Here is a 26,631-nt window from a genome sequence, read left to right on the forward strand (position 1 = left end):
CATGATTTTTTCCGCATCTCAGCGTCGCGGTCTAGCGCTGCTTCTCGCCGCAGTTACCGCTGCGGTGTTGATTGTGACGCTGAAGCTGCCGGGAGTCATCCTCGCTGCTTTCGTCTGCGGCGCGCTGTGGCTTTTCGCCGATGCCCGCCCCAACGCCTCGGAGCATGCGGCACTGCGGGCTTCCATTGCGCTCACGGTGGAGGACATCACGGGTGTCCTCGAGGACTATGCCACGTTTGCTACGAGCGATGACGCGGAGTCCTTAGCCGACCGAACATTGCACCGCCCCGCGCTTGTCGACGTCGACTGCGCAAACCCCGTCATCGAAGCGTTCCACTACGAGATGCATGGTGCGCAACGCTTCTTACGCCGCCTCGATGCGCGGGTGAACTCACCGCACGTTGAAACCAGTGAGCTGGAATCCCTGCTTAAAGTGGCCGACGAGCGCGCCGCAGAACTCAAAGAAGCCTGGCTCGCGGCCCGCCGCGCCGCCTTGGCCTTGGGCACCAACTACAAAAAAGAGGACGGACGCTAAACGCCGTCCCGAAAAGCCCTATAGTGAAGTTTCACCAGTTGCCACGATGCGCGAAGGCCCCGTCAGCGTGGAGCCGTCTTCGGTGATGTCCACCTCTACCTCGCCGCCCGGAACAATGACGCGGACGTGGCCGGTGACCTGGGAGGCATCGGCAAGCGCGGCGCACGCTGCCGCCACCGTTCCGGTGCCGCACGAGCGAGTCTCCCCCGAGCCGCGCTCGAAGACGCGCATGTGAATCACACCATCGCGCAAAGGTGTCACCAGCTCTACGTTGACGCCTGCCGGGAAAAAATCAGTGTCAAAGACAGGCTGCTCAAGGCGCTTTCCAGCCAAGGCCTCTGCGCTAAGCCCCGGGATTACAGCCGCCAAATGGGGGTTTCCCACGTCCACTCCTAGCCCGGCGAAGCTCTCCCCCGCCATCGCAGCCGTGGAGACACCGAGCACCTGTGCTGGTCCCATCTCCACGCTAACTTCGGCCTCAGTCTCGCTGAAAGAGTGCACGGTAACCTGCTTGGCGCCGGCGCGCGTGCCCACGGTGAAGGTGTCTTCTTCCACCAACCCACGGGAACGGACCCAATGCGCGAAGACGCGGGTGCCGTTGCCACACATTTCCGCCACGGAGCCATCCGCGTTGCGGTAGTCCATGAACCAGTCATCGGCGTTAATACCCGGCGCGAGCTCATCGATTTCTCCAGAAGCGAGCAGTTCACCAGCGCGGATGACGCGCAGTACACCGTCGGCGCCGATTCCGGCTCGACGGTCACACAGTGCCGCCACCTTTTCCGGCGGTAGCGGCTCGGTTCCCTCCACAATGACGAAATCGTTCTCAGTTCCGTGGCCTTTAGCAAAGTTCATAGCTGTAGAGTCTAACGCCCTTCGAGGACACGCAAAGCCTGCGTGGTCGTGTCAGCCGCGGCATCCAACCAGTGGATCCGTTTATCGCGGTTGAACCAGGCGCGCTGGCGGCGCACATAGCGGCGGGTTCCGGTGATAGTGCGCTCCACTGCCTCCTCCCATGTCAGCTCTCCGCGCTGTGCTTGGAGAACTTGGGCATAGCCAATCGCCCGCCCGGCTGTGGACTCAGCCTTCAAGCCGCGGATTTGGAGGCTCTCCACTTCCTCCACCAGCCCCTTGTCGAACATGAGGCGGCTACGCAGCTCGATGCGCGGGTTCAACCAGCTGGCTTCCGTGCGCAACCCGAGGATTCTCGTGCCCCATCGGGGCGGGGCGTTCTTCGGTGGCTGGCTGGCTTTGAAAGGCTTGCCTGTAAGCTCGATGACTTCCAGTGCGCGCACGGTACGGCGCGGGTCCTTATCTTCAATGATGGCCGCGGCTGCCGGGTCCACGCTGGCAAGCTCTGCGTGCAAGGCATCGGTACCAATCTCTTGGCGCCGGGCTTCCCAGCGAGCGCGCACCTGCGGATCAGTGGGCGGGAATTGCCAATCATCCACGAGTGATTGGACATAAAGCATGGAGCCGCCCACCAAGATCGGAGTCTTGCCACGCGCTCGAATACTCTCGATATCCGCGATGGCAGCGGACTGATAGCGTGCTACCGACGCCGCTTCCGTCACGTCCCACACATCGAGCTGATGGTGTGGGATACCTTCGCGTTCCTCCATCGTTAGCTTGGCGGTGCCGATGTCCATGCCACGGTAGAGCTGCATCGAATCAACGTTGACAACTTCCCCGTCAAGCTCGTGTGCAAGAGCTACGCCGAGAGCCGACTTTCCGGAGGCCGTCGGGCCGACCACTGCAATGGGGGTTGGCGCGTGCGGGTGAGTATGAGTCATCAGCACTGCCACCCCGCCACATAGCGCCCTACCCCGAGGGTTGAATCCGCTGCCCGAAGCTCCGCGTGCCGTGGGTGCACGCCTGCCAGCTGTGCCCAGAGGTTCGTCTCGAGCACACCTGCGGACCGCAGACGTGCCTCGTCGCAGTGTGCTTCCCCGCCGGCAAGAACGCTTTCGCACCACAAGTGGGCATCCCGTGCGCCGTCGACGAGGGCTAGTGGCGCGCGTTTGGTCAGGCCTGCTGAGCCATCAACACAGACAACGGTCAGGCGGGCGGGACGGACCTCACCGAGTTCAGCGCGGGAATCCTCCACCACGAAGCCTGGTTCATCGGGTGTGTGGGCAAGCGCGCGACAAAGCACGTAGCGGGCCATGATTTCTGGCAGAAAGTTGCCTCCGCCGACGTCGACCTGCGGCGCTCCCCATGCTCGCAAGCTTCCCGTATGCTCGGTGCGCCACCGAGTATCACGCGATCCCACGATATCTACCTTGAGAGGGCCTCCGCCGCTTATGCGTGCGGCATCGCGAGCGAGCTCGCAGGCCGCGCCGAGCAGCGCGCGCGAAGCGTCATCGCCGGGAGAGAGTTCTTCCGCCAGAGCCGGGGAGGCTGGCATAACCATGAGATTCTGCATCAACTCCCATCCTATAAGGTTTGTTTTTCGGGGTTAACACGCGGCTGCACGGCGGAAACGGTAGTGTTGTGTCACATAAGTTTTGGCAGCCGTGTCGCGCGGCGCGATAGTACCGAAGGTGGTTTCCTACCATGTCCGCTATTCCTTCTCCTGGAGCCATGCCCCGCAAGGGCGCTCGTCCCGGCCCGTCGGCTTCCGCCCCCGCCGCACGACCGGTGCAGCCGGCAAAGAATGATCCCGCTAAATGGGGCCGCGTTGATGCTGATGGTTCGGTCTTTGTGAAGTCGCCCGAAGGTGAACGCAAAATCGGCGAATGGCAGGCAGGCACCCCAGAAGAAGGCTTGGCGCACTTTGGCGCCCGCTACGACGATCTGTCTACCGAAATCGAGCTGCTGGAATCCCGCCTGCAGGCGCATCCGGACGATGCAGCATCGATCAAATCAACCGCGGCAGAGCTCCGGGACTCCCTGCCCACGCAGGCAGTGATTGGTGATATTGCCGCCTTGGACAAGCGCCTGAACACCGTCATTAAGCATTCCGTGGAGGCCGGCGAGCAGGCGCAGGCTAACAAGGCTCGCCGCCGCGAAGAGGCAATCGCCAAGAAGGAAAAGCTGGCGGCCGAGGCCGAGGACATCGCCGCCAACTCGACGGAGTGGAAGGCCGCCGGCGACCGCATTCGCGCCATCCTCGAGGAGTGGAAGCAGATTCGTGGCATCGACCGTCAGACGGATGATGCACTGTGGAAGCGCTATTCCCGCGCCCGCGATTCCTTTAACCGTCGTCGGGGCTCGCATTTCGCCGAGCTCGATCGCAACCGCGCTGCAGCCCGCGCCAAGAAGGAAGAGCTAGTGGAGCGCGCGGAGGCTATTAAGGAATCCACCAACTGGGGTGAAACGGCGCGTGCTTACCGTGACCTCATGACGGAGTGGAAGGCCGCTGGCCGCGCTCCCCGCGAGATCGACGATAAACTCTGGGCCCGCTTCCGTGCCGCGCAGGACCACTTCTTCAACGCCCGCAACGCGGTCAACGACGAACGGGATAAGCAATTCGCAGAAAACGCCGCCGCCAAGGACGCGCTCATTGCGGAATATGACTCCCAGATTGATCCATCCAAGTCCATCGACGCTGCAAAGGCCAAGCTGCGGGAGCTGCAGGAAAAGTGGGAAGAGATTGGTTTCGTCCCGCGCAAGCAGGTGCGCGAATACGAGTCTAAGATCTCGGCTTTGGAAAAGCGCGTGAGCGACGCCGAGGATTCACAATGGCGCCGGACGGACCCAGAGGCCCAAGCCCGCGTGGCCCAGTTCCAAGCCAAGGTGGATGAATTCACTGCACAGGCGGAGGCCGCAGACGCCAAGGGCAATGCCAAAAAGGCAGAGGAACTGCGCGCCCAGGCGCAGCAATGGCAGGAGTTCGCGGATGCCGCTGCGGCTGCTGTCAACGATAAGTAGCGGCTCCCAGTCTGAGTGTTCGTTCAGATAGTCGCCCCGCCGGGCTCGGCACACGCTGAGCCGGCGGATTGCCTCCGCAGCTTTGTCTTCGACGCTAACCTTGCCGCACAGGAAGCCAGCGGTGATCCCGCGGCCAGTGGCTCTCCACGCCGTGTGCTCCAGCGCTTGCAAGGCTCCGCAGAGTCCGTGACTTACCTTTTCGGGCTCACTACCGCTGCTATGGGCACTGCAGGAGAACTGGGGCTGCCGGTCATTTCAGCAGCCGAGCCCAGCCCAGAAATCGACTTCGACGGTTTCATCCATATCTCACTTCCTCTCTTGGAGGAAACGGACAACGCCGATATCGAATGCGTTCTCGCCGCGGATCTCTTGCCCTTGCCTGGGGAGGAACTAGAGCCAGAGGCTCTCGACGTTACGCGAGCCCTCGCCCGCGAGGCACTCCGGCTTACCCGCCAACTGGGCCGCAAGAATGCCCAGGTTGGCATGCTGTATCCGCCGGACGCGGACCATACCTACGATCCGATGTCGCAGGCCTACCTCGAACTGGGGTTTCGCCAGAAGCACGCCGAGCGTCAGATGTACGTCGACATCCAGCCCACTGCCCCGGTGCTCGGTGCGCAGGTGTGGCCGGACTATGACATTCCGGAAGAGTTGCTGGATGATGTCCTGCGGCTGCTCACCATTGCCTCCGCCGACGCCGTGTACGGTGACTTGAGCGTTGAGCCTATCGTGTGGACGCGGCAACGCCTCAACGAAGCTTACGCCCGGCTACGCTCCCGGAAGGCTCACACGTTGCTCGTCGGCATTCTCGAGCGCGGTCGAGTTGTCGCACTCACGGAGCTGTCGCGCCACGGCGATGCAGACCCCGAAGTGTGCGAGTGGACTCTCACAGTCACCGACCACGCCTACCGCCGGCGCGGACTGGCCACGCGCGCCAAGCAGCATGCTCAGTACGCGGTGACGCACCACTGGCCCACCGTTCGCCGGGCGTACTGTTCTGTGGCCCAAGCTGATCCAGCGATGAATGCGCTCTATGCGCGCCTCGGCGCGCATATCATCTCCGCCAGCAGCGCCTACGAGCTCACCGTGTAGAGCGGATAATCGGTGTAGCCGCGCTCCCCACCTGTGTAAAACGTTCCTTCGTCCGGCGCGGTGATTGGAAGCTGCTCCTGCCAACGGCGAACGAGGTCCGGGTTCGAGATGGCCAAGCGGCCCACGGCCACCGCATCACCATGCTGAACCAGCTCCTCGGCTTCGGCACGCTGGGTGACCTGGACAAATCCCGAATTCAGGATGACGCGGGTGCGCCCGTTAGCGCGTGCAAGGGTGCTCAGCTCAGTAATGAGCTCACCGGTAGGCTCTGCGTGGAGGAAGGAAACATAGGCCAGACCGAGGTCTTCACTTGCACGGAGCAGCCCTCCATACGTGGCAAGCACATCCGCGGCGTCAGTTTCCTCGATGCCCTGAATATTGTGTTGTGGCGACAGCCGCAGTGCGAGACGGTCTGCACCGATCTCCTCGGCCACAGCACGGAGGATTTCCTCCACGAGGCGATAGCGATTCTCTGGGTTTCCACCATAAGCATCCTCTCGGTGATTGGAGCTCGGGGAAAGGAATTGATGCAGAAGGTAGCCATTGGCGCCATGGATCTCTACGCCATCCATCCCTGCGTCGATGGCGTTGCGAGCGGCCTGACGGAACTCTCCGATGATGCGAGGTAGCTCTTCAACGTCGAGGGCTCGGGGAACCGGGCACTCTTTGCGGGACTCAAAATCTCTGACCGCAGTCCCAGAGGCCACTGCGGAGGGCGCTACCGGCTGTGCCCCTTCGAGGAGACTGGCATGAGACAGGCGCCCGCCATTCATTACCTGCATGAAAATGCGCCCGCCGACCTCATGGACGGACTCCGTCACGCGACGCCACCCGGCAATCTGCTCTGGAGTTTCGACACCGGGCTGGCCAGGAAAGGCGCGGCTCGTCATCGAGGGGAATACGCCCTCTGTCACGATAAGGCCCATGGAAGCGCGCTGCGTGTAGTACGTCTCGTGCACATGTGTGGGGACACCGTCACGGCCTGCCCGTGAGCGGGTCAAAGCTGCCATGGTCACGCGGTTTGGCAGGGTTAGTCGTCCCAATTCAAGTGAGTCGAAGAGTGTAGTCATGCACTCCACAACACGATAGTAGGAGTGCTTATTCCTCGCCCTGCTGACGGCGGTGGCGTGAGGCGGCGCGTGAGCGGCGGTCGTCGATAAGCAGCGGGTTCTGCTCCGCTGGCAGCTCAGTCGCGGCTTCGTTTTGCAAGACACCCACGTGGTCAAGCTGCCCCGAGACTTCACGGACACGCTCAGCGGCGGCTAGCTGCTCAGGGCTGCGGCGCAACGCAACTTGGCAGTACACAAGAAAGGCCACCAACGTCGAGATAGCACCCGCGTACATGCCGATGGAAGCACCCTCAGCGGCGCCGCCGCGGTACCAGAAGCCCCATAAGTTGACGAAAAAGGAGATGGTCACCATCATCCATGCGGCGAGAGCTACAGACGTCCGCCGCGTGAGGAGTGTGGCCGTGGTCAGAATACCCACGCCACCCAACGCTAGCCAGGCGCTGACGGTCTCCATAAGCGAGATCCGGACTCCCTCGACGGTTCCTCCGACGAAGAGCGCTTCCCATCCGCGAGCCTCGCCAGCATAAGGAAGCACCAGGTACGCTACCCACGCCAGGACGGATACGATGAGCGCGTATTTGTGCTTTCCCAGTTCAATGGTCCTCGCTGCACGCTTCTCTGCCGCGACGGCGTCGCGCACCTGCTTCAAGTCATCACTCATAGAACCGGAGCCTACTCTCTTCTAACAGCCGCAAGAATCAGCCGGCGCGCTGGGCTTGCCGACGCCCGGCAGCCCCAGCCCCACCCCAATCGGAGCCGTCGTAGGTGTCTGCCCTGCCGCCGACATATCGCCGGCCTTCGTGCGGCGGTGCTCGCTGACGCCGGAGTCAGCAACCAGGAAGAAGGAGCCCGCACCCGTCACGGTGGTGTGCACGACATCACCGGGACGAATCTCCGCGGAAATGTCCTTGCCCGCAGGATCGACGGGAGCGAAGTGAACGAGGCGACCATCGCGAGCACGGCCGGTAAGGCGGTGAGTCTCGGCGGACTTACGGCCACCTTCCGCCTGAACCAGAAGCTCTACATCGGAACCGACGAGCTTCGCGTTTTCCTCAGCCTGGATGGAGTCTTGCAGCGCTACCAAGCGCTCGAAGCGCTCCTGCACGACCTCTTTCGGTATCTGATTCTCCATTTCCGCAGCCGGGGTGCCTGGGCGCGGCGAGTACTGGAAGGTAAAGGCGGACGCGAAGCGGGCGCGGCGCACCACCTCTAGAGTGGCCTCGAAGTCTTCCTCTGTCTCGCCAGGGAAGCCCACAATTATATCCGTCGTAATGGCAGCATGCGGCATCTTCTCTCGCACTTCATCGAGAATGCCCAGGAACTTCTTCGTGCGATAGGAACGGCGCATGTCCTTGAGCACCTTGTCCGAACCAGACTGAAGCGGCATGTGCAGCTGTGGGCACACCGCTGGGGTCTCCGCCATGGCATCGATAACATCGGACGTAAACTCGGCAGGGTGTGGGGAGGTAAAGCGGAGGCGCTCAAGGCCCTCAATCTTGCCTACTTCCCGCAGCAGCTTGGAGAAAGCGAAGCGGTCCCGCGGCAGATCCGGGTCGGCGAAGTTGACACCATAGGCGTTGACGTTTTGCCCCAACAAGGTCACCTCGGACACGCCCTGGTCCACCAGTGCTTGAACCTCTGCGAGGATATCACCTGGGCGGCGGTCCTCTTCCTTGCCGCGCAACGAGGGAACAATGCAGAAGGTACAGGTGTTATTGCAGCCCACGGATACCGATACCCACCCGGCATAAGCGGATTCGCGCTTTGCCGGGAGCACAGACGGGAAGGCCTCCAGGGCGTCGACGATCTCAACCTGGGCCTCATCGTTGTGGCGGGCACGCTCCAGCAATGCCGGCAGGGCAGCCATGTTGTGGGTTCCGAAAACAGCGTCTACCCACGGCGCATGGTCAAGGACTGTGTCCTTATCCTTCTGCGCCAAGCAGCCACCCACCGCGATTTGCATGCCCGGGTGGTTTTCCTTCGTCTTCTTTAACGCACCCAACGTGCCGTACAGGCGCTTATCGGCGTTCTCGCGCACGGCGCAAGTATTGAAAACGATGAGGTCAGGCTCAGTGCCCTCCGGTGCCGCCGAATAGCCGGCTTCCTCAAGCAGGCCGGAGATGCGCTCTGAGTCATGAACGTTCATTTGGCAGCCGAAAGTCCGCACCTCATAGGTGCGGGGCTGGGAATTAGTTACGGGGGAGTTCACGGGGGGACATTCTAACTGGCCCATCCGACTACTCATAATGCCTTAAGTTCAGCAATGCGTGCGTCCAAGACCTCAATGGAGATACGCATAACGAGTTCCTGGTTATAGCCGCGCCGCGCGAGCGTGCCAACGATGCGACGCAAGAACTTGTCCCTCTCATGCCGGTCAGCGGGAACCCTCTTGAGGGTTCGCGCCTTCTTTTCAGCTACCTGGCGGGCGACAGCCTCTTCAGATTCTTCAGTGATCTGCTCTAAAGCTATGGCACGGTCGGCAGCCTCGACGCCCTTCTCCTTCAATTCGAGGTTGAGGGCCCGGGCCGATTTTCCTCGCCGGGCGTGACGCTGACGCACCCACTCCTTGGCAAAGGCTTCATCATCAACAAGCCCTACCCCTGCTAAGTCATCGACGACAGTGTCAACGACCTCTGGCTCAAAGTCCGCAGCGACGAGCCGGTCACGCAGCTCCTTGCGGGAACGCGCCCGCTGATCCAGTAGACCTAGCGCACGGGAACGCACGGGTGCCTTCGCCGCTTCGGCTTCCGCGTCAATGAGTTGCCCGCCGGCGTCACCCGACTCGTAGGCTTCGAGAGCGCGACGCAGCTTTTCGAGTTTCTCTGGTGAAGGTTGTGGCATTGATTCCGATTAGTCGTCGTCGAAATCGACGTTCGGTACAAGATCCACAGCCTCATCCGTCAGCGGATCGTCCGCGCCCGGCACGTCCATCGCTACATCCTCGCCCGCTTCGGCAGCGGCGGCACCAACGCCGAGTTTGACGAAGATCTTCTTTTCAATCTCATCCGCGAGATCTGGATTGTCCTTGAGGAAGTTACGGGCCTTTTCCTTGCCTTGGCCCAGCTGGTCGCCCTCATAGGTAAACCACGAGCCAGACTTCTTGATGAAGCCGTGTTCGACGCCCAAGTCAATGATGGAAGACTCGCGCGAAATGCCCTCGCCGTACATGATGTCGAACTCAGCGATCTTGAACGGCGGGGAAACCTTGTTCTTCACAACCTTGAGCTTGGTGCGGTTACCAATGGCATCCTGACCATCCTTCAGGGTCTGGATTCGGCGAATATCGCAACGCACCGAGGCGTAAAACTTCAGCGCCTTACCACCCGTCGTGGTTTCCGGCGAGCCAAACATTACGCCGATCTTTTCACGCAGCTGGTTGATGAAGATGGCGGTGGTGCCCGAGTTGTACAGAGCACCGGTCATCTTGCGCAGCGCTTGGGACATGAGGCGCGCCTGAAGGCCAACGTGGCTATCTCCCATCTCGCCCTCAATCTCAGCCTTCGGTGTCAGCGCCGCGACCGAGTCAATGACAATGATGTCAATGGCACCGGAACGCACCAGCATATCGGCGATTTCCAAAGCTTGCTCACCGGTATCTGGCTGGGAAACCAACAGGTTGTCCGTATCCACGCCGAGTAGGCGCGCATACTCCGGGTCGAGAGCGTGCTCAGCATCGATAAATGCGGCGATGCCACCGGTTTTCTGCGCCGATGCAATGGCGTGCAGCGCAACGGTGGTCTTACCCGAGGATTCCGGGCCATAAATCTCCACGATACGCCCACGCGGGAAACCGCCGACGCCTAATGCGATATCGATAGCTGTGTTGCCGGAGGAAATGGCTTGGATTGGCGGGCGGTCATCATCGCCCAAACGCATGACGGCGCCCTTACCAAAATCCTTCTCAATCATCGCCATTGCGGCATCAAGGGCCTTTTGACGATCATCGCCCTTGTTCGCCGTCGAGGACTTCTTCTTCGTAGCCATTCATTTCCTCACTATCGTGCGTCAGTTGTTGTGCATTCTTGCTCGTTAATACGTGCGTGTTAATGCTTGAGTGTTAATTAAAGGTGGCACCTAGTTAGACTGCCGCCTCGTGACTTTGGTTCCCAGGCTTTGACTCAATTAGCCTTTCACCCTCACCACAAGCCACGAAAGCACCCTAACGCGCTCACCGGACCACGTCCCCACAATACACACACAAGTGTTCGATTGGCCATTCTGCCGTGACGCGTGTCCAGGGCGCCAAGTCCGTTACTGGAGCACCCACGGGCCACCCTGCTCCTGCCGAGAGAAAGTCACCTTCTCAGAAGCTGGAAGAACGGCCACCTCCTCCCCTAGTTGACCACACATGTCTAGCTCGTCAAGGTCAGCCCTACTGCTCATGAATGAGGAATACCCGGGCCTTTGCACATCCCGGTAGAGCTCAACCTGCCCCGCAGCAGGCGGCACCCACTCATCGTCCTCATCACTACCGCCCTGCCAGGTACCTTCGCCCGCCGCTAGGACATCTTTTTCGGAAGCACCGGGGCAAATTAAGATCACCCGTTCATACTCGGAATCAAAGATGTCACCGATCTGCATGTCCACGCTGCCAGGATCCCCCTCCTTCACCCCGGCTGCCCTATCGATATTTTCAATGACATTCGCGGAATTCATCAACGAACATCCAGTCAGACCACCTATGACCAAGCCGGAGAGAAGCGCCATTGCACCCCCGCGCACGCTTAGGTGCATCACATCGTTAAACCATGCTTGTCCCTGCCTATCTGCCATGCCCCGAGGGTACCCCGTTCGGGGTGATCGTGGGATCCAAAGCCCATGCTTGAACGGTGTTCAAAAGGGCTCATTTGCTGCACCGTTACCCCGCTGGATAAACTTTGGCCCATGAAAAAGAATTCCGTCGCGGCTGACATCGCGTACGTCGCGGTCTTCACCGCGCTCATCATAGTCTTTGCTTTCGTCTCCATCCCCACCCCCACCGCGGGTGTGCCCATCGTTCTCCAAAATGCCGTTATCATCCTGGCCGGCCTGGTTCTCGGCGGCCGGCGCGGCCTCTTCGTCGGTCTGCTTTTTATAGCTCTCGGCCTCGTTGGTCTTCCCATCCTGGCTGGCGGGCGCAGCGCGTTAAGTGCTATCGCCGGCCCCACGGTGGGCTACCTCGTTGGATATGTGGTCGCTCCGGCCATCACCGGTCTTATCGCCTACCGGGCGCCGCGCGGCAAGGGAGGCATGACCGCCATCCTCGCCATTGCTGGTCTTGTTGGCTTAGCTGTGCAATATTTCTGTGGAAGCCTGGGCCTAGTGTTCCGCTCTGACATGTCCTTCGGGGCTGCCATCATTGCCCAAGGCCCATTCATCATCCCCGATCTCATCAAGGTCGCCGTCATGGTCATTATCGCGGTCGGTGTTCATGCAGCATTCCCCGATCTGATGGGTCGACGCGCTCAAGCGAAGTAGCTCCCGTGCCGCAGATCGATTTCCGCAATGTTTCCGTCGCCTTCGACGAAACCCCCGTACTCAAAGACATTTCACTTTGCTTGAGCGAACAGCGCATCGGCATTATCGGTGCCAATGGTGGCGGCAAGTCCACGCTCGTTCGGCTCATCAACGGACTCGGTGACCCCACCAGCGGTCAGGTGGTGGTGGACAACCTGGACGTCGCCAAGCACGGCAAGGAAATCCGACGCCGCGTGGGTTTCGTCTTTTCTGATGCCGAGAACCAGATCGTCATGCCGCAGGTACGCGATGACGTGGAGTTCTCCCTGCGTCGTCTCAAATTGTCTCGGGAAGAACGTACCAAGCGTGTCGACGCCGCCCTCGAACGCTTCGGCCTAGGCCCCTTGGCAGAGCAGTCTCCGCACACGCTCTCAGGTGGGCAGAAACAGCTCCTTGCACTGGCCTCAGTACTGGTCATCGAACCGACCATCATCATCGCTGACGAGCCAACCACCCTGCTCGACCTGCGCAACCGCGACCGCATTCGCCGCGAGTTCGCACGTCTGGAACAACAGCTCATCGTCGTCACTCACGATCTAGACTTCCTCTCCGATTTCGATCGCGTTCTGTGCATAGACAACCACAGCGTCGTTGCCGATGGAGCACCCGAGGAGGTCATCCCCTTCTACACGAACCTTATGGAATCCCGCCCGCTCTAACTCATGCCCAAGAACATCCCACTCGGCTTCTATGTCGACGCCGATACCATCATTCACCGCATCCCCGCCGCGGTGAAGTTCCTACTACTCATCGCCTTCATTCTCGTAACATCGCTGGCGGTGCACACGATCCCTTGGGCGGCGGTGAGCCTGGCTCTCCCCCTTGGCCTCTTCCCCATTGCCCGAGTTCCTTTCCGCGTTGCGTTTGGCCAACTCGCACCGCCGCTCTACCTTCTCCTCGCGCTCGCCGCGTTCCAGTGGTGGCAGAAAGACCTGACGGCGGCTGCCATCATGTTCCTCACCATCTACGCCGCCATTAGCGCGGCGGTGCTGCTAACACTCACCACAAAGGTCTCGGAGATGATGGACTCCCTGGATCGCGCCCTGGCTCCTCTGGGGCGCCTCGGGGTCCCCGTTGAGAACATCACGCTAGCGATGTCCCTGACCATTCGTTTACTTCCCCTGATGCTAGGAACGGTCGTCGAGGTGCTGGACGCACGAAAAGCCCGGGGTGCCACGGCATCACTAACCGCCTTTGGCACCCCGGTTATCATTCGCTCGATCCGTCGCGCACGCGCCATGGGCGAGGCCCTGCAAGCGCGCGGCGTCGGAGACTAAACTCTATTCACCGCGCAGCTCACGTAGGCGAGCCTGGACGGCATCATCCTGCACGTTCGGCTGAGCCTTAGCTTCAGCCGAACCGATTGCCTGCTGGGAGTTGCCCTCTACAGCCTTCGGATTGTTCATCTCGGCGCGAATCTGCTCAAGACGGGAGTGGCCAGCCAGCTGCACACCGGCCTGCTCAATCTCATGCATTCGGTTCGACACAGAGTTCTCCGCGAGCTCCGCCTGACCCAAAGCCTTGGAGTAGCGGCGCTCAATCTTATCGCGCACGGCATCTAGGGAAGGCGTGTTGCCATTCGCGGTAAGCTCGTTCATCGAGTTAAGGGAGTCGGAGACCTTCTCCTGCATCTTGGCCTGCTCGAGCTGGGACAGCAACTTCGAGCGCTCGTTAACCTTCTCACGCAAAGCCATGCCATTGCGCTCGACGGCCTTCTTAGCCTGCTCCGCCTGCTGCAGTGCCTGATCATGCAGCTTCTTGGTGTCTTCAACAGACTCCTCCGCGGTTACCAGCTGGGCGGCAAAGGCTTCCGCTGCGTTCTCATACTCGGTAGCCTTCTGCACGTCACCCTCAGCACGGGCCTTGTCCGCCAAGCTGAGAGCGTTGCGGGTGTTTTGCTGCAGCTTTTCAATCTCACTAAGACGACGGTTGAGCTGCATCTCCAGCTGACGCTGATTACCAATCACCGCAGCGGCCTGCTGGGATAGCTCCTGGTGCTGGCGCTGCGCGTCCTCGATCGCCTGCTCGATCTGCACCTTCGGATCAGCGTTCTCTTCGATCTTCGAGTCAAAGAGAGCCATCAAGTACTTCCAGGCCTTTACGAATGGATTCGCCATAACAGAAGGTGCCTTTCTCAGCAGTTCGTTGTGTGGATAAATGGGTAATCAGAGTATTCTCTGCCTGCCTAATATTAGCGAAGCAAGGAGAGCTACGCCGCAGTTCTATAACTCGGATGCAGCTGGCGCAGTGGATGCAAGTTCCTCATCCATCGACGGCAACGCCATGTAGCCGGCCGCCTCAATGAGGACATCGGAGACGCTGACATCGAGTGCATGGCAGACAGAGGCCAGCAGCTCGGAGGAAACCTCCTTGCGGCCACGCTCCAGCTCCGAAAGATATCCCGGGGAAACACGCGCCACACCGGCGAGTTCGCGGAGGGTCACGCCTTTATCCGCACGGAAGGCGCGAAGCGTTAATCCGAGGGCCTCACGCAGCAGCGGTTCAGGAGTCCGCGTCGACCGCGCCGGGGACTGGGTGGGTTTATCGAGTAGTGCAACTGAAGTGTTCATCACCCCGTACAACGGCTCAGCAGTCGTACTTGTTCCCACAATCAACTAATTTTCTTCAAGAGTTGATAGGAGAAGACTCAATGCCGCCTCAACGGCAGCGAAACGAATCGCGTTGCGCCCCTCAGCAGGAAGCTCATAAAGGACGCCGCGCTTGGCGACGCCCCCGCCACCCCTCCCGCATAACCCCACGTACACCGTGCCCGCGGGTTTGCCTTCCTGGAGGTCCGGCCCGGCTACACCAGTCAGCCCTACCCCCCAATCTGCACGCGTTTCAACGACCGCCGCCTCAGCCATCTGCGCAGCAGTCGCAGCAGACACCACGCCTTGCTCCTCAAGTTCTTCCACGGTGGTGTTGAGAAAATGAGCCTTGACCTCTGTCGCATACGTCACCAGCCCACCCCGCAGCACCGCCGAGGCTCCCGGGATGCACGCCACAGTCGCAGCGGCTAGACCAGCAGTAAGGGACTCACAGAACGCCACAGTTTCACCGCGTTCGCTGAGCGTGGATACTAGTTGCGCCTCGATGCTCATTGGTTCTCCCTATGGCCATCAATGAGGTACTGGATGCCGGTCAGGACGGTAACGAAGGCGGCGGCCAACATAACGAGGAGGCTCGGAAGGTCCATCCACCCTGGCAGCGGACAAAGATACAACGCCACCGCCACAGTCTGCAACGCTGTCTTGAGCTTTCCACCTTGGGAAGCCGGCACCACCTTCCCTTGACGCAGCAAGAAGAAGCGCCAAATCGTAATGCCGAATTCGCGAAACAGAATCAGCACGGTGATCCACACCGGCAAAGCCCCGGTGATATTGAGGCACACGAGGGCCGCGGTCATCAGGGCTTTATCCGCGATCGGGTCCGCAATCTTGCCAAAGTTAGTGATGAGTCCCCGCGCGCGTGCAATATCGCCATCCAACTTATCCGTGAGCATCAAGAGCGCGAAGCAGAGGAAAGCCCACCATTCATGGCCGGCGAGCACCAGCCAGGCAAACAGGGGGATAAAGAGGATGCGCAAACTGGTCAGGATGTTGGGCAGGTTCCAATTGGAGACCTCGGGGTTAACATCCGTAGTTTGAGATTGCTTGTGCGCAGCCTGAGAATCATTCACGCTCTTCATCCTACCGTGGCCTGCCTGCCCCTCGGGCGAGCACTACCATGGTCGGTATGAAGTATTTCGCAGTTTCCTATGAATACAATCCATCTAACCCGGTTATTGCTGAGGTTCGCCCGAAGCACCGCGAATTCATCGGCGCACTCCACGACAAGGGCCAGATCTGTGGCTCTGGCCCCTACACCGATTCCAAGGGCGGGGCGCTCATCGTCCTGCAATTTGAGGATGAGTCCGTAAAGGTGGCCGATGTCATCGCCCTCATGGACCAGGATCCCTTCTACACCGAAGGCGCTGTTACTGGGCGCGCTTTCCGCGAGTGGAATCCCGTTATTAATTCCTTCTAAATCCCCGCGGCCCGAGTTTAAGGCAGCTCGGACTTGGGAAGTTCGTCCGCCTTGCCGACGAGCTCGCCCTCCTTGTTGCGTACGATCTTGTTGCCAAAATCGTCCCAATCATAGTGGTTGTGAGAAACCACCACGCCACCCTGGGCTTGGTCGCGTTTGTCCTTCCACACCGACAACAACACCGTAACCAGGAGGACGCCGACGATGACCAGTAGCGACACAAGGGTCGTAATCTCCGGTACTGCGCTGACATTCTCACCTCCATTGATGAAGGGCAAGTTGTTCTCGTGCAGAGCGTGGAAGAGCAGCTTGACACCAATGAACAGCAAGATAATACCCAGGCCATAAGGCAGGTAGACCAGGCGGTCCAACAGGCCATCAATGAGGAAGAACATTTGGCGCAGCCCCATGAGAGCGAAGGCATTGGTGGTGAAGACGAGGAAAGGCTCCGAGGTAATGCCGTAGATAGCTGGGATGGAGTCGAAGGCAAACATGACGTCGATCAGCCCGATAGCCGCCAAAGCAACGAAAAGCGGCGTCAGGGCGAATTTGCCCTTCTTCTCACCGGATTCCTCACGGTGGGTGAGCTTGTCACCGTGGTAGCGCGGGGTCACATGGACCACTTTGCGCAGCCACTTGACTACCAGCATGTCGTTGGGGTCGGTCTCGGGCGTCCCGTTGATCTCATCGATGAGCAGCTTGACTGCGGTGTAAATAAGGAAGATGGCAAACAGGTAGAAGACATCCGACCATGCCGCAATAATGGCCGCGCCCATCAAGATGAAGACAAGGCGGAAAACCAGCGCTAGGACGATACCGATGAGCAGGACCTTCTGCTGATACCTGCGGGGAATCTTGAAGGAGCCCATGACGAGCGAGAACACGAACAGGTTATCCACGCTCAACGCCTGTTCCGTCACCCAACCGGTGTAGAACTGTGCCGCATGTTCACTGTCCCACAGCACCCATACAACTCCGCCAAAGACAACGGCGACGGCCATGTAGAACAGTGTCCACCCACCGGATTCCTTGATGCTGGGCTCGTGGGGTGAGCGGACGTGGCTATAGAAATCGAAAACAAAAAAGCCCAAGATCACCGCGATGGTGATGGCCCAGACCCATAGTGGCACATGCATAATGAGTTATCCCTCCGGTCGACGCGACAATAAAGACCGGAGGTCTCCCCCGCTAGCAGGCTCTATGCACAGTCCCGCTAGCCGGCGCGACCGGGAACTGTACCGCAGTTGCCGTGTTGACGATCGACGCCGTGGATTGGGGTACTCCCCTCCAAGACTCGTCCTATCCTACACGGAGCTTAGAACGCACCTGTGGAGGGGTTAGCGGAGATTTCTACGGTGCGGGTATCGGCTTCAGCGTCATCTACCCCGCCGGCATCTTCAGCGTCTTGGACCTCCTTCGGGGCCTCTGCTGGGTCAGCGCCCTTGATCATCCAGATGATGGTGTCGAGCTCCTCCGGCTTGACCAATACCTCACGCGCCTTGGAGCCTTCGGAAGGCCCAACCACACCGCGCGACTCCATGAGGTCCATGAGTCGACCGGCCTTGGCAAAGCCGATGCGCAGCTTGCGCTGGAGCATCGACGTGGAGCCCAGCTGGGAGGTGACCACAAGGTCGACGGCCTCCAAGAGGTCGTCCATATCCTTGCCGATCTCTTCGTCGATCTCCTTCTTCGCCTCCGAGGCCTTATCGTCCGTCACGCCTTCGGTGTAGTTCGGCGAGCCCTGTGCCTTCGCGGCGTCGACAACCGCCTGCACCTCCTCGTCGGAGACGAACGCACCCTGCATACGCACGGGGCGGCCGCCCTGCGGGATGAAGAGGCCATCGCCCATACCGATGAGCTTCTCGGCTCCACCCTGATCCAGGATGACTCGAGAGTCCGTAAGCGAGGACGTCGCAAAAGCCAGACGAGAAGGAACGTTGGTCTTAATAAGACCGGTCACAACGTCCACGGACGGGCGCTGCGTTGCGAGCACAAGGTGAATGCCGGCTGCGCGCGCCTTCTGGGTGATGCGGACGATGGAATCCTCGATTTCCTTCGGGGCTGTCATCATGAGGTCTGCGAGCTCGTCCACGACACACACGATGTACGGGTACGGGCGCATCTCTCGCTGGGAGCCGGCAGGAGCCTGGTATTCGCCACTGCGGACCTTCCGGTTGAAGTCCTCAATCTTGCGCACTCGGGCAGCCTGCATATCCATGTAGCGCTGCTCCATCCCCTCCACCAGCCACTGCAGGGCCGCCGCAGCCTTCTTCGGCTGCGTGATGATGGGAGTGATGAGGTGCGGGATACCTTCGTACGGTGTGAGCTCCACCATCTTCGGGTCGACGAGGATGAGGCGGACGTCTTCCGGCGTCGCGCGGGTCAACAGCGAGACCAGCATGGAGTTCACGAACGCCGATTTACCCGAACCGGTTGCGCCGGCCACAAGCAGGTGCGGCATCTTCTTTACGGAGAAAGAGGTGTATTGACCCTCGATGTCCTTGCCCAAGCCGATCAGCATGGGGTCATGGTCGGCGCGCAGTGCCGGGGAATCCAAGACATCGCGCAGCCGCACCATTTCGCGGTCAGCATTGGGCACCTCAATGCCGACTGCGGACTTGCCCGGAATCGGGGTGAGCAGGCGCAGGTTATCTGTCGCGACGGCGTAGGCCAGGTTGGACTGCAGGTTTGTAATCTTCGAAACCTTGACGCCAGGGCCCAGCTCGATCTCATAGCGCGTGACTGTCGGACCACGGCTAAAACCGGTTACCTGGGCATCGACCTTGAATTCTTCGAAGACCTCGGTGATGGCCTCGATGATGCGATCGTTAGCCTCCGTGCGTGCCTTCGCAGGTTTGCCGGCGGTGAGCAGGTCCGTCGTCGGCACATCGTAGCCGCCGCCCAGGGCAGTGTCTTCCGCACCACTCGGAGCTGCGGGTGTTTCTTCGGCTACGCTCTGGGCTTCATCCTCAATCTTGGCACCCGTTCGCGCATCACGTCCGGATCGTTCCTGGAACATGCGCACTGCCTCGGAATGAGCGGCGGAGACCACGTCCTCTCCCGCTGAGCCAGCCGACGCTGCGCTTGCCGACGCCTCGGCAGCCGCCGCTCCCAGTGCTGCACCGGCGGCACCGCCGACGTCCACGCGCGGACGCTTTTTCGGTGCTGGTTTGGATACTGGCTGCGATGCCGCCTTCTGCTCCGGCTGTGGAGCCGGCTCCAGTTCCGGGACGGCAGGGATCTCATCTGTGTCATCGACTCGGCTATCAAAGCTTGGGCGACCGTGCTGTACCGGCTCCTGGGTTACAGGCTGTGCCGCGGAGTCAAAGGAGACCGTGGCATTCTCATCCGGCATCTGCCTCGGGGGTTGCTTCGGTGTCAGCTTCGGGCGCGGGCGCGGAGTATACGCCGGGCGTGCGGGACGCTCGCGCCCTTCGGCGATGGCGTCGATGTCCTCGCTGGCGTAGCCGTAATCGTCCGCGGGGGCGTCGTCAAGCAGTTCCTCATCTGAGCGGTTCTTCCGATCGCGGAGTCCGCCGAGGAGCGCGGAAAACTGGGCGGCCACGAAGTCATATGCCTCGCGCAGGGTGATGCCAGTGATATTGAGCGCTCCGTACACGATGAGCAGGAAAAGCAGTGGCACCGCCACATAGCTGGAGAAGGCCGCTACCAATAGCTCGCCTACTAGATACCCGATGCCACCACCGGCCTCTCCGGCGGCATTGTCCTTCCAGGTCAGCTTCGGGAGCCCAGCGAAAATATGGATGAGGCTGAGCATGCACACCACGATGAGGGCGGTGCCACCCACGACGCGCGGCTTGAAATGGCCCGCGGGACCGGACAGGTCCATCATGAGCGCGATGGCAACCGCAATCAATGCCACGGGAAGGACATAGGCGCCTGCACCAATGACGTAGCGAACAGCATTGGTGAGGTATTCACCGATAATGCCGGCGACTTGGAACCACGTTGCACAGGCAAGGATGATGGCCACACCAATCAGCACGAGCGCAACCGCATCTGGATTAGAGACACGAATGCTCTTCTCCATGCGAGTAGGGCGCTCCATAACGGTCGTCGGCATATCACCGTCGACGTCATGGACCCGGGTCACCTTGCTCTTCGACGAAGCAGCGCCCTCTGCCCTCTTGCTAGTTTTTTTATTCTTCGCGCGTCCAGAAATTTCCCCTGGCTCCCTCAACTCGTCGTAATCATCAATTGCCCCCTCATCATGGGGCGCATCATAAGCAGAATCGTAGAGATCCTCGTCCCGGCTTCCCGCTTCAGCTGGCTTAAGCCCAGCGAGGCCATGCCCGACTCCCCGCGCCATGCTTCCCATGCCCTTGGCGGTGGCGCCAAAAACGCTGCCGAGTCCGCGGCCAACGGCACGAAAGGCGCTGCCGGTCCTCTCCTCGGAGGTCTCGGCAGCGCGGGTTGCAGACGTCAGCGAGTAGCTTGTGCGGCCCGACGGCCGCGCCCGATTTACGGTGCGACCTCGACCGGAGGCGCGAGACGGAGCGTTCTTGACAGACATGCCTGCCACTCTAGTAGCAAACGCACCATTAACCACATGCGCCACACGCGCATGCTAAAGAATTTTCGCAGTTCAGCCTACAGGCTTGACCTAACGATGGCGGAGGTATCGCCCTCGATCTCAACCCGCGCGGCCTCGCGGCCGAAAGCCCACAAAAGCAATTCGGCCACGGTGCCACGCACCCGCACCACTGCATCGCCTTGCTCCGAAACGTGCCGCTTATCCGCGGCCACGATCGGTGGAAAGCCCTGTGGTTCCAGCACGACAGGACGGCGAGAACGTGATAACAGCCGTGTGCCTAGTAGTTTCAACGGCGCACGAAGCTCGGCGTGTGCGGCTCGTGACAAATCCCGCGGTTCAGTGTGACCATTGGCGCGGCGAAGATCCTCATGATGGACAAAGTGCTCCGCAGCATTGAATACTGGGTCCGCATAGCGCAGAGGATTGAGTCTGCCCGCTCCCCTACCCCAGGAATCAACAAGCTCCTCATATGCCTTCTGCGCACGAATCTTCCTAGCGATGTCATCAGCATGAGAAGACAGTGCCGGGATAAAAGCCCCGATCGCAGCATCAGGGCGGTTCTCACGAACCCACAAATGCGTTATGAGGTCATGGGCCGACCAGCCCACGCACAACGTCGGTGCGTCGGGACCAAGTTCATGAAATAACGCCACCATTTTGGCGCGCTCGCTTGAGGAAAACGACATGCGCCCCAGCATACCCACCAAAGACGGGAACGCTGGGGCGCTGTTGGCCTAAAGCCTAGAGCGATTCACGGGAAGCGTGAACTTCGTCGTCGTCAGGCAGCAAGATATCCGAGTTCGTCGGCACGATGGTCGGCAGGATCACCGGCTCGCGCTTGTACTTGGAATCCATGAGCTTCGACACCTTGCGGCGCAGCTTCTGCACCATGCGGTAGGTGTCGTTCTCACCCTCCGCTGCGAGGTCATTCATGGTGTTCTCCACCATCTCAGCCACCTCGGGCACGATTCCGCGGTCATCGTCGGAGAAGCCCGTTGTGGACACCGTCGGGTGCTCGAGCAGGCGCGAGGTGCGGTTATCAATGACGCAGGTGATGGAAACAACGCCGCCAGCACCCAGGTTGGTGCGGTCCGCCAGGGTATCTGCGTCGACATCACCCATCGACACACCATCGACGTAGAGGTTGCCCACAGGGATCTGGCCGACAACTTCAGCGCGGCCGTTGCGCAGATCGACGACAACACCGTTCTGAGCCAAGACCACGCGGTCGCGGGCCACACCGGTGGAAATAGCCAGCTCCTTGTTCGCGCGGAGGTGGCGCCACTCGCCGTGCACCGGCATCGCGTTCTTCGGGCGGGCAGCGTTGTAGAGGAAGAGCAGCTCGCCACCGTAGCCGTGGCCGGAGGCGTGAACCTTAGCTTCCTTGTTGGTGATGACTTCAGCACCAATCTGAGAGAGCATGTTGATAACGCCAAACACGGCTTCCTCGTTACCCGGAATCAGGGAGGAGGAGAAGATGATGAGGTCACCATCGCGGACCGTGATCTGGCGGTGCTCGCGGCGGGCCATGCGGGACAGCGCCGCCATCGGCTCGCCCTGGGTACCGGTGGTAATGAGCAACACCTTGTGCGGAGCCATCTTGGCTGCTTCATCGATCGGGATAATGGTGCCGCGCGGGACCTTCAGGAAGCCCATCTTCTCCGCAATTTCCATGTTGCGCATCATGGAGCGACCGTTGAAGGCAACCTTGCGGCCGGCGGCCACGGCGGCGTCGATAGCCGCCTGCACGCGGTAAACGTTGGAGGCGAAGGAGGCGATGATCACACGTTGCTTGGCCCCAGACACCAGGCGTTTAAACGTTGCCGGAATGTCGCCCTCAGAGGCAGACACACCCGGAATGTTGGCGTTGGTGGAGTCACACAGCATGAGGTCCACGCCCTCATCGCCGTAACGCGACAGGGCCGGCAGATCCGTCGGACGATTATCCAGTGGGGTCTGGTCCAGCTTGATATCACCGGTGTGGATGATGTTGCCGGCCGGGGTACCCAGCATGACGCCAAGCGCATCCGGGACGGAGTGGTTCACTGCCCAGAAACGGCAGCGGAACGGACCGTAGTTCACATCGGACTTCTCGTTGACCTCTACGAACTTCGGCTTCTGGCGGTGCTCCTTACACTTGGCCGCGATCAGCGCAATGGTGAAGCGCGAAGCCACGATCGGGATATCCGGGCGCAGCTTCAGCAGCCACGGAATCGCACCGATGTGGTCCTCGTGTGCGTGGGTGACGACGAGCGCCTTGACCTTGTGAATCTTCTTCTCAATCGGGCCAAAGTCCGGGAGAATCAGGTCCACGCCCGGCTCACCGGAGGACGGGAAGAGCACACCACAGTCGATGATGAGCATTTCGTCCTGGTACTCGAAGACGGTCATGTTTCGACCGATCTCAGAAATACCGCCCAGAGCATAAATACGCAGCGAATCCTTCTGCTGCTTCGGCGGCTCTGGCAGACGCTTGGTCAAGTCCGCGCCCTGCATGGACTTGGGCACATTGCGGCGACCGCGGTTGTTGTTGCGGTTACGGTTGTTACGACCACCGTTGTTGCTATTGCCGTTGTTGTGGTTGTTGTTGCCGCCGCGGCCGCGACCACGGCCGCCACGGGAACCACGAGAACGGGAACGACGGTTGCCGTCGTCAGAGTTTCCAGACTCCTTAGAAGTGGCGCCGGAAGCAGCCGATTCGTTCGGCGCTTGGAAAACCGGCGAAGCCGCCTCATTCGAGGCGGTCTCAGTCTCCGAAGGCGGACCCGCCTTACGGGTTACCTTGCGGGAGCGATTACGGGATTCAGTCATTCTTAAAGGACTCCAGCCTTTTCCAAATCGTGGCGGAGAGCCTCGATCTCCTCCGCGTCAGCCGCGGTAACTGGGAGACGAGGTTCTCCAACTTCAATACCCTGCAGGCGCAGGGCAGCTTTAACAAGAGTTACTCCTCCGAGGCGACCTTGTGCCTCGACGAGCGGGGACAAAGTTTTCGCGTTAATCTCTCGTGCACGTGCAATATCGCCTTCATCGAAGGCTACGCAGAGATCAGCCAGGGCCCGCGGAGCAATATGGCCAATCACGGAAATAACGCCCGAAGCACCGAGGGCCAGCCACGGCAAGTTCAGTCCGTCATCTCCGGAGTACCATGCCAAACCGGTTTCCTGGATAAGCGGTGCGGCTGCTACAAGGTCGCCCTTGGCGTCCTTAACAGCCTTGATGTTCGGCACCTCCGCGAGGCGAAGAAGGGTCTCCGTCTCAATCGGAATGCCCGAGCGGCCAGGAATGTCGTACAGACAAATTGGGAGGTCCACGGCGTCAGCCACAGCGCTAAAGTGCGCGTACACACCAGCCTGGGAAGGCTTGGAGTAATACGGGGTCACGACCAGAAGGCTGTCTGCTCCCGCATCAGCGAAAGCGCGCGCTGCCTCAATACTGGTGGCGGTGTTATTAGTTCCCGCACCAGCGCACAACTTAGCGCGGCCGCCTACCTCTTCCTTTACAGCTGCGAACAGCTCCAGTTTCTCATCCAACGACGTCGTCGGTGATTCGCCCGTGGTCCCAGACAAAATGAGCGAATCTACGCCGCTATCAACCAAATGAGCTGCTAGGCGACGACCAGCGGACACGTCTAAGCCGCCGTCCTGGTCAAATGGAGTGACCATAGCTACGCCTACGCGTCCGAAGGTGTCGACGCCTGCCTGTGCTGTCATACCTGTGCTCATAGGCGTCAAGATTACCTGCTTTCGCCCCCATTGGCCGCATCGGGGTCGTGCGCGAGTCTCCTACTGAGTGCTTTAAGCGTAGGGACTCGAGGCCATTTCGGTACCGTCAGCCAGGGTGGTGATATGGAAGTCGTCGAAAAGCACCGGCGATTGCTCCCGCAAGAGCTTTAAACACGTGACGGCGAGCTGGCGCATCTCTGTATCGGCCTGTTCAGTCGCCCGCGCGCCAATAAAGTGACGCCACGCGCGATAGTTTCCCGTCACGACGATGCGGGATTCCGTGAGATTGGGTAATACCGCACGCGCTGCTTGTCGAGCCTGTTTCTTGCGCAGCAATGCATTTGGCTCCTCTTCCAGCTTGGACTCGAGAGCGTCAAGGAGCTCCTCGTAGACAAACCTCGCTTCGTCGGCCACCTGCAAGGTCAACCGCGTTAGCTGTTCATCCTCCGCAATGAATTTGGGCAGAACTACCTCTGCTTCCTCGGAATGCACAAAGCGCTGCGAGAGCTGCGAGAAGGAGAAATGACGGTGGCGAACCAGCTCATGCGACGCCGACCGCGACAGTCCCCGTATATAGAGCGTCGCCGTGGCATGCTCCAGCAATGCATCGTGGCCTACCTCCAGAATGTGGTGCAGATAGGCCTGATTTGAGGCGGTACGGGGATTCGGCTTGTCGAAGGACTCATAACAGGCGCGCCCGGCAAATTCGACTAGAGCCTCGCTTTCCGACGCCCCCTCATCAACCTCCCAGTCCACTCCTCGCGGCGCATGGAAAGCGGTTGCCGCAATGAGCTGGACATCAAGCTCAGAGACTTTTGCCATTACAGCCCCAAGTACTTCTCAAGTCCCACGGTCAAGCCTGGGTGGGATGCAATTTCTCGTACACCCAGCAGAACACCGGGGGTAAAGGAAGAGCGGTCATAGGAATCCTGACGGATGGTCAAGGACTGGCCTTGAGTGCCGAAGATAACTTCTTCATGAGCCACCATTCCCTGCATACGGACTGCGTGGACGTGAACACCATCGACGTCTGCGCCGCGCGCTCCATCGAGAGACTGCTCGGTCTTGTCCGGCATAGCGTCCAAGCCTGCCTCCTGGCGAGCCTTTGCAATGCCCTGCGCAGTGTGAACCGCGGTACCGGACGGCGCATCGAGCTTGTTCGGGTGGTGGTATTCAACTACCTCGGCACTGTCAAAGAACTTCGCCGCCTGCGCGGCAAACACCATGGTCAGTACAGCTGAAATAGCGAAGTTCGGGGCGATGAGAACGTTGCCGGCGTCCTCTTTCTGAGTCCACCCCTCCACCTTGGCTAGGCGTTCTGAATCGAATCCCGTGGTCCCCACAACAGCGTGGATGCCATGTGCGATGCAAAACTCTAGATTGTCCATGACCGATGCCGGCTGGGTGAAGTCGACGGCGACCTCGGCACCCGATTCAACCAGCTTCTCCAACGGGGTCCCGCGGTCGATGGAAGCAACTAGCTCCAAATCCTCTGCCGCATTAACGCCTTCCACGATTGCTTGGCCCACGCGCCCTTTAGCCCCCAAGACGCCTACCTTGATAGTCATTCACAATCCCTTCATACGTGTTCGTGCGGTTAACTGTGCCCAGTCTATCCCTGACACCGGCGAGGTTTCAGACAGGGCTCAAAAGGCTGCCTTTAATACGCATTTTCTTCCTTTCGTTGCGGACACAGGCGACACCACTCAAGTCATTCGGCATCGAATGTCCTGGCTAACCCATGGTGGCTACCCCCGTTTATAGTGACGACTTGACATGAATTTAGCGCTAACTATGGCTATGTGTGGCGGTGGCCGCTAGGATTATGTTTAGAACACTTCTTCTAACTCATGTTGATCTCGGGGGAGACCATGACCACTACTGCTACACGCCCGCCTACCTTTTTCTTTTCCACCACCAACCCTAATAATCCACATGCGATGGCTCGTGCTCAAGCCCGGAGAGCCACCTATAAAACCTGGGTCGGGGCCATGCCCAGCCTGCACGCCGATATCAACACCACCGCACTATCCCTAGTGGCGGCCTGGTCACTGCCGGAAGGCCACATTAAATCCGGCCTGCGTGCTATCCACCGGCTGGGTAGCCTGCCGAAAGTCAAAGCCATACAAGACACCCACTGCCTGCTGGATATTGAATCCCTCATTGCTATTGATCAACCCATGTCAGCACTGACAGCCCTAACAAAAGAAACCCTAGAGTTCATCGACACCCTCCTGGCTGACTTCTTTACCCCTTCTAAAC

27 protein-coding genes and 1 pseudogene are annotated in these 26,631 nt (G+C 60.1%); 8 read left to right on the top strand and 20 right to left on the bottom strand.

Annotated features, from left to right (window positions below; translation table 11 throughout):
* Window position 1 precedes the first annotated feature (1 nt).
* Window positions 2-535, top strand: a complete 534-nt coding sequence (locus HMPREF2943_RS08335) for a hypothetical protein (protein WP_070446737.1) — start codon at window positions 2-4, stop codon at window positions 533-535.
* 18 nt (window positions 536-553) lie between these two features.
* Here the strand turns inward: HMPREF2943_RS08335 and dapF are convergent, their stop codons facing one another.
* From dapF to HMPREF2943_RS08350, 3 genes are read right to left on the bottom strand one after another with little or no spacing between them, the layout of a single operon-like run.
* Entirely contained in the window at window positions 554-1,390 is an 837-nt protein-coding gene (gene dapF, locus HMPREF2943_RS08340; RefSeq protein WP_070446736.1) for a diaminopimelate epimerase, read from the bottom strand.
* An 11-nt stretch (window positions 1,391-1,401) separates the two neighbouring features.
* Window positions 1,402-2,328, bottom strand: coding sequence for a tRNA (adenosine(37)-N6)-dimethylallyltransferase MiaA (miaA, locus tag HMPREF2943_RS08345; RefSeq protein ID WP_070711318.1), 927 nt, complete (start codon window positions 2,326-2,328; stop codon window positions 1,402-1,404).
* A complete protein-coding gene (locus tag HMPREF2943_RS08350) occupies window positions 2,328-2,960 on the bottom strand; it encodes a hypothetical protein (RefSeq protein WP_070644956.1) in 633 nt (210 codons plus the stop codon). The genes miaA and HMPREF2943_RS08350 overlap by 1 nt, the downstream gene beginning before the upstream one ends.
* 131 nt (window positions 2,961-3,091) lie before the next feature.
* On the opposite strand from HMPREF2943_RS08350, the gene HMPREF2943_RS08355 reads away from it, so the two are divergent.
* Together HMPREF2943_RS08355 and HMPREF2943_RS08360 are read left to right on the top strand one after the other, a co-directional pair.
* Window positions 3,092-4,408 carry a DUF349 domain-containing protein gene (locus tag HMPREF2943_RS08355; RefSeq protein WP_070711319.1) on the top strand — a complete coding sequence of 439 codons (1,317 nt, stop codon included), beginning with the start codon at window positions 3,092-3,094 and terminating at the stop codon, window positions 4,406-4,408.
* Between the two features lie 15 nt (window positions 4,409-4,423).
* A complete protein-coding gene (locus HMPREF2943_RS08360; protein WP_070711320.1) occupies window positions 4,424-5,500 on the top strand; it encodes a GNAT family N-acetyltransferase in 1,077 nt (358 codons plus the stop codon).
* On the opposite strand, the gene HMPREF2943_RS08365 is transcribed toward HMPREF2943_RS08360, so the two are convergent.
* The 6 genes from HMPREF2943_RS08365 to HMPREF2943_RS08390 all read right to left on the bottom strand — a co-directional run bounded on the left by HMPREF2943_RS08365 (window position 5,482) and on the right by HMPREF2943_RS08390 (window position 11,343).
* Window positions 5,482-6,570 carry an alkene reductase gene (locus HMPREF2943_RS08365; RefSeq protein ID WP_083315664.1) on the bottom strand — a complete coding sequence of 363 codons (1,089 nt, stop codon included), beginning with the start codon at window positions 6,568-6,570 and terminating at the stop codon, window positions 5,482-5,484. The two genes, HMPREF2943_RS08360 and HMPREF2943_RS08365, sit on opposite strands and share 19 nt — an antisense overlap.
* Window positions 6,571-6,598: 28 nt before the next feature.
* Entirely contained in the window at window positions 6,599-7,231 is a 633-nt protein-coding gene (locus HMPREF2943_RS08370) for an Rv2732c family membrane protein (RefSeq protein WP_070446732.1), read from the bottom strand.
* Window positions 7,232-7,252: 21 nt separating this feature from the next.
* The gene (gene miaB / locus HMPREF2943_RS08375; protein ID WP_168166186.1) at window positions 7,253-8,803 is read right to left on the bottom strand and encodes a tRNA (N6-isopentenyl adenosine(37)-C2)-methylthiotransferase MiaB; all 1,551 of its coding nucleotides are present in this window, start codon (window positions 8,801-8,803) and stop codon (window positions 7,253-7,255) included.
* Between the two features lie 8 nt (window positions 8,804-8,811).
* Window positions 8,812-9,411 carry a recombination regulator RecX gene (gene recX / locus HMPREF2943_RS08380; protein WP_070711321.1) on the bottom strand — a complete coding sequence of 200 codons (600 nt, stop codon included), beginning with the start codon at window positions 9,409-9,411 and terminating at the stop codon, window positions 8,812-8,814.
* 9 nt (window positions 9,412-9,420) lie between these two features.
* Window positions 9,421-10,554: a recombinase RecA gene (recA, locus tag HMPREF2943_RS08385; RefSeq protein WP_070446729.1), complete on the bottom strand. Its 1,134-nt coding sequence runs from the start codon at window positions 10,552-10,554 to the stop codon at window positions 9,421-9,423.
* A gap of 267 nt (window positions 10,555-10,821) precedes the next feature.
* Entirely contained in the window at window positions 10,822-11,343 is a 522-nt protein-coding gene (locus HMPREF2943_RS08390) for a hypothetical protein (protein ID WP_070711322.1), read from the bottom strand.
* 111 nt (window positions 11,344-11,454) lie between these two features.
* Between HMPREF2943_RS08390 and HMPREF2943_RS08395 the strand changes: the two genes are divergently transcribed.
* The 3 genes from HMPREF2943_RS08395 to HMPREF2943_RS08405 are packed head-to-tail and all read left to right on the top strand — an operon-like array spanning window position 11,455 to window position 13,343.
* Window positions 11,455-12,027: a biotin transporter BioY gene (locus HMPREF2943_RS08395; protein ID WP_070711323.1), complete on the top strand. Its 573-nt coding sequence runs from the start codon at window positions 11,455-11,457 to the stop codon at window positions 12,025-12,027.
* Window positions 12,028-12,032: 5 nt separating this feature from the next.
* Window positions 12,033-12,725 carry an energy-coupling factor ABC transporter ATP-binding protein gene (locus HMPREF2943_RS08400; RefSeq protein WP_070446726.1) on the top strand — a complete coding sequence of 231 codons (693 nt, stop codon included), beginning with the start codon at window positions 12,033-12,035 and terminating at the stop codon, window positions 12,723-12,725.
* 3 nt (window positions 12,726-12,728) lie between these two features.
* The gene (locus HMPREF2943_RS08405) at window positions 12,729-13,343 is read left to right on the top strand and encodes an energy-coupling factor transporter transmembrane component T family protein (RefSeq protein WP_070446725.1); all 615 of its coding nucleotides are present in this window, start codon (window positions 12,729-12,731) and stop codon (window positions 13,341-13,343) included.
* A gap of 3 nt (window positions 13,344-13,346) precedes the next feature.
* On the opposite strand, the gene HMPREF2943_RS08410 is transcribed toward HMPREF2943_RS08405, so the two are convergent.
* From HMPREF2943_RS08410 to pgsA, 4 genes are all read right to left on the bottom strand, one after another.
* Entirely contained in the window at window positions 13,347-14,183 is an 837-nt protein-coding gene (locus tag HMPREF2943_RS08410; protein ID WP_070446724.1) for a PspA/IM30 family protein, read from the bottom strand.
* Window positions 14,184-14,288: 105 nt separating this feature from the next.
* Complete coding sequence (locus HMPREF2943_RS08415) at window positions 14,289-14,636, bottom strand: helix-turn-helix domain-containing protein (protein ID WP_049157573.1); 348 nt, start codon at window positions 14,634-14,636, stop codon at window positions 14,289-14,291.
* Between the two features lie 45 nt (window positions 14,637-14,681).
* Window positions 14,682-15,167: a nicotinamide-nucleotide amidohydrolase family protein gene (locus HMPREF2943_RS08420; protein WP_070644971.1), complete on the bottom strand. Its 486-nt coding sequence runs from the start codon at window positions 15,165-15,167 to the stop codon at window positions 14,682-14,684.
* Window positions 15,164-15,754 carry a CDP-diacylglycerol--glycerol-3-phosphate 3-phosphatidyltransferase gene (gene pgsA, locus HMPREF2943_RS08425; protein WP_210386014.1) on the bottom strand — a complete coding sequence of 197 codons (591 nt, stop codon included), beginning with the start codon at window positions 15,752-15,754 and terminating at the stop codon, window positions 15,164-15,166. The genes HMPREF2943_RS08420 and pgsA overlap by 4 nt, the downstream gene beginning before the upstream one ends.
* 47 nt (window positions 15,755-15,801) lie before the next feature.
* On the opposite strand from pgsA, the gene HMPREF2943_RS08430 reads away from it, so the two are divergent.
* Window positions 15,802-16,092, top strand: coding sequence for a YciI family protein (locus HMPREF2943_RS08430; protein ID WP_010190299.1), 291 nt, complete (start codon window positions 15,802-15,804; stop codon window positions 16,090-16,092).
* A 17-nt stretch (window positions 16,093-16,109) separates the two neighbouring features.
* Here HMPREF2943_RS08430 and HMPREF2943_RS08435 read toward each other — a convergent pair whose 3' ends face one another.
* The 7 genes from HMPREF2943_RS08435 to dapB form a co-directional block, all read right to left on the bottom strand.
* Window positions 16,110-17,228 (bottom strand): TerC/Alx family metal homeostasis membrane protein, encoded by a 1,119-nt coding sequence (locus HMPREF2943_RS08435; RefSeq protein WP_070644975.1) that lies wholly within the window; start codon window positions 17,226-17,228, stop codon window positions 16,110-16,112.
* A gap of 179 nt (window positions 17,229-17,407) precedes the next feature.
* Window positions 17,408-20,626 carry a DNA translocase FtsK gene (locus HMPREF2943_RS08440; RefSeq protein ID WP_070711324.1) on the bottom strand — a complete coding sequence of 1,073 codons (3,219 nt, stop codon included), beginning with the start codon at window positions 20,624-20,626 and terminating at the stop codon, window positions 17,408-17,410.
* Window positions 20,627-20,703: 77 nt separating this feature from the next.
* Window positions 20,704-21,345, bottom strand: coding sequence for a TIGR03085 family metal-binding protein (locus HMPREF2943_RS08445; protein WP_070711325.1), 642 nt, complete (start codon window positions 21,343-21,345; stop codon window positions 20,704-20,706).
* Between the two features lie 43 nt (window positions 21,346-21,388).
* Window positions 21,389-23,458: a ribonuclease J gene (locus HMPREF2943_RS08450; protein WP_070446719.1), complete on the bottom strand. Its 2,070-nt coding sequence runs from the start codon at window positions 23,456-23,458 to the stop codon at window positions 21,389-21,391.
* Window positions 23,459-23,460: 2 nt separating this feature from the next.
* Window positions 23,461-24,369: a 4-hydroxy-tetrahydrodipicolinate synthase gene (dapA, locus tag HMPREF2943_RS08455; protein ID WP_070711326.1), complete on the bottom strand. Its 909-nt coding sequence runs from the start codon at window positions 24,367-24,369 to the stop codon at window positions 23,461-23,463.
* A 72-nt stretch (window positions 24,370-24,441) separates the two neighbouring features.
* Window positions 24,442-25,191 carry an FAD-dependent thymidylate synthase gene (thyX, locus tag HMPREF2943_RS08460; protein WP_070711327.1) on the bottom strand — a complete coding sequence of 250 codons (750 nt, stop codon included), beginning with the start codon at window positions 25,189-25,191 and terminating at the stop codon, window positions 24,442-24,444.
* Window positions 25,191-25,937, bottom strand: coding sequence for a 4-hydroxy-tetrahydrodipicolinate reductase (gene dapB / locus HMPREF2943_RS08465; protein WP_070711328.1), 747 nt, complete (start codon window positions 25,935-25,937; stop codon window positions 25,191-25,193). Before dapB ends, thyX begins: the two co-directional genes overlap by 1 nt.
* 303 nt (window positions 25,938-26,240) lie before the next feature.
* Here dapB and HMPREF2943_RS08470 point away from each other — a divergent pair.
* Window positions 26,241-26,631: pseudogene (locus tag HMPREF2943_RS08470) on the top strand (HNH endonuclease); the annotation flags it as partial.

It is taken from the genome of Corynebacterium sp. HMSC072D12, assembly GCF_001813925.1.
Lineage (GTDB): Bacteria > Actinomycetota > Actinomycetes > Mycobacteriales > Mycobacteriaceae > Corynebacterium > Corynebacterium aurimucosum.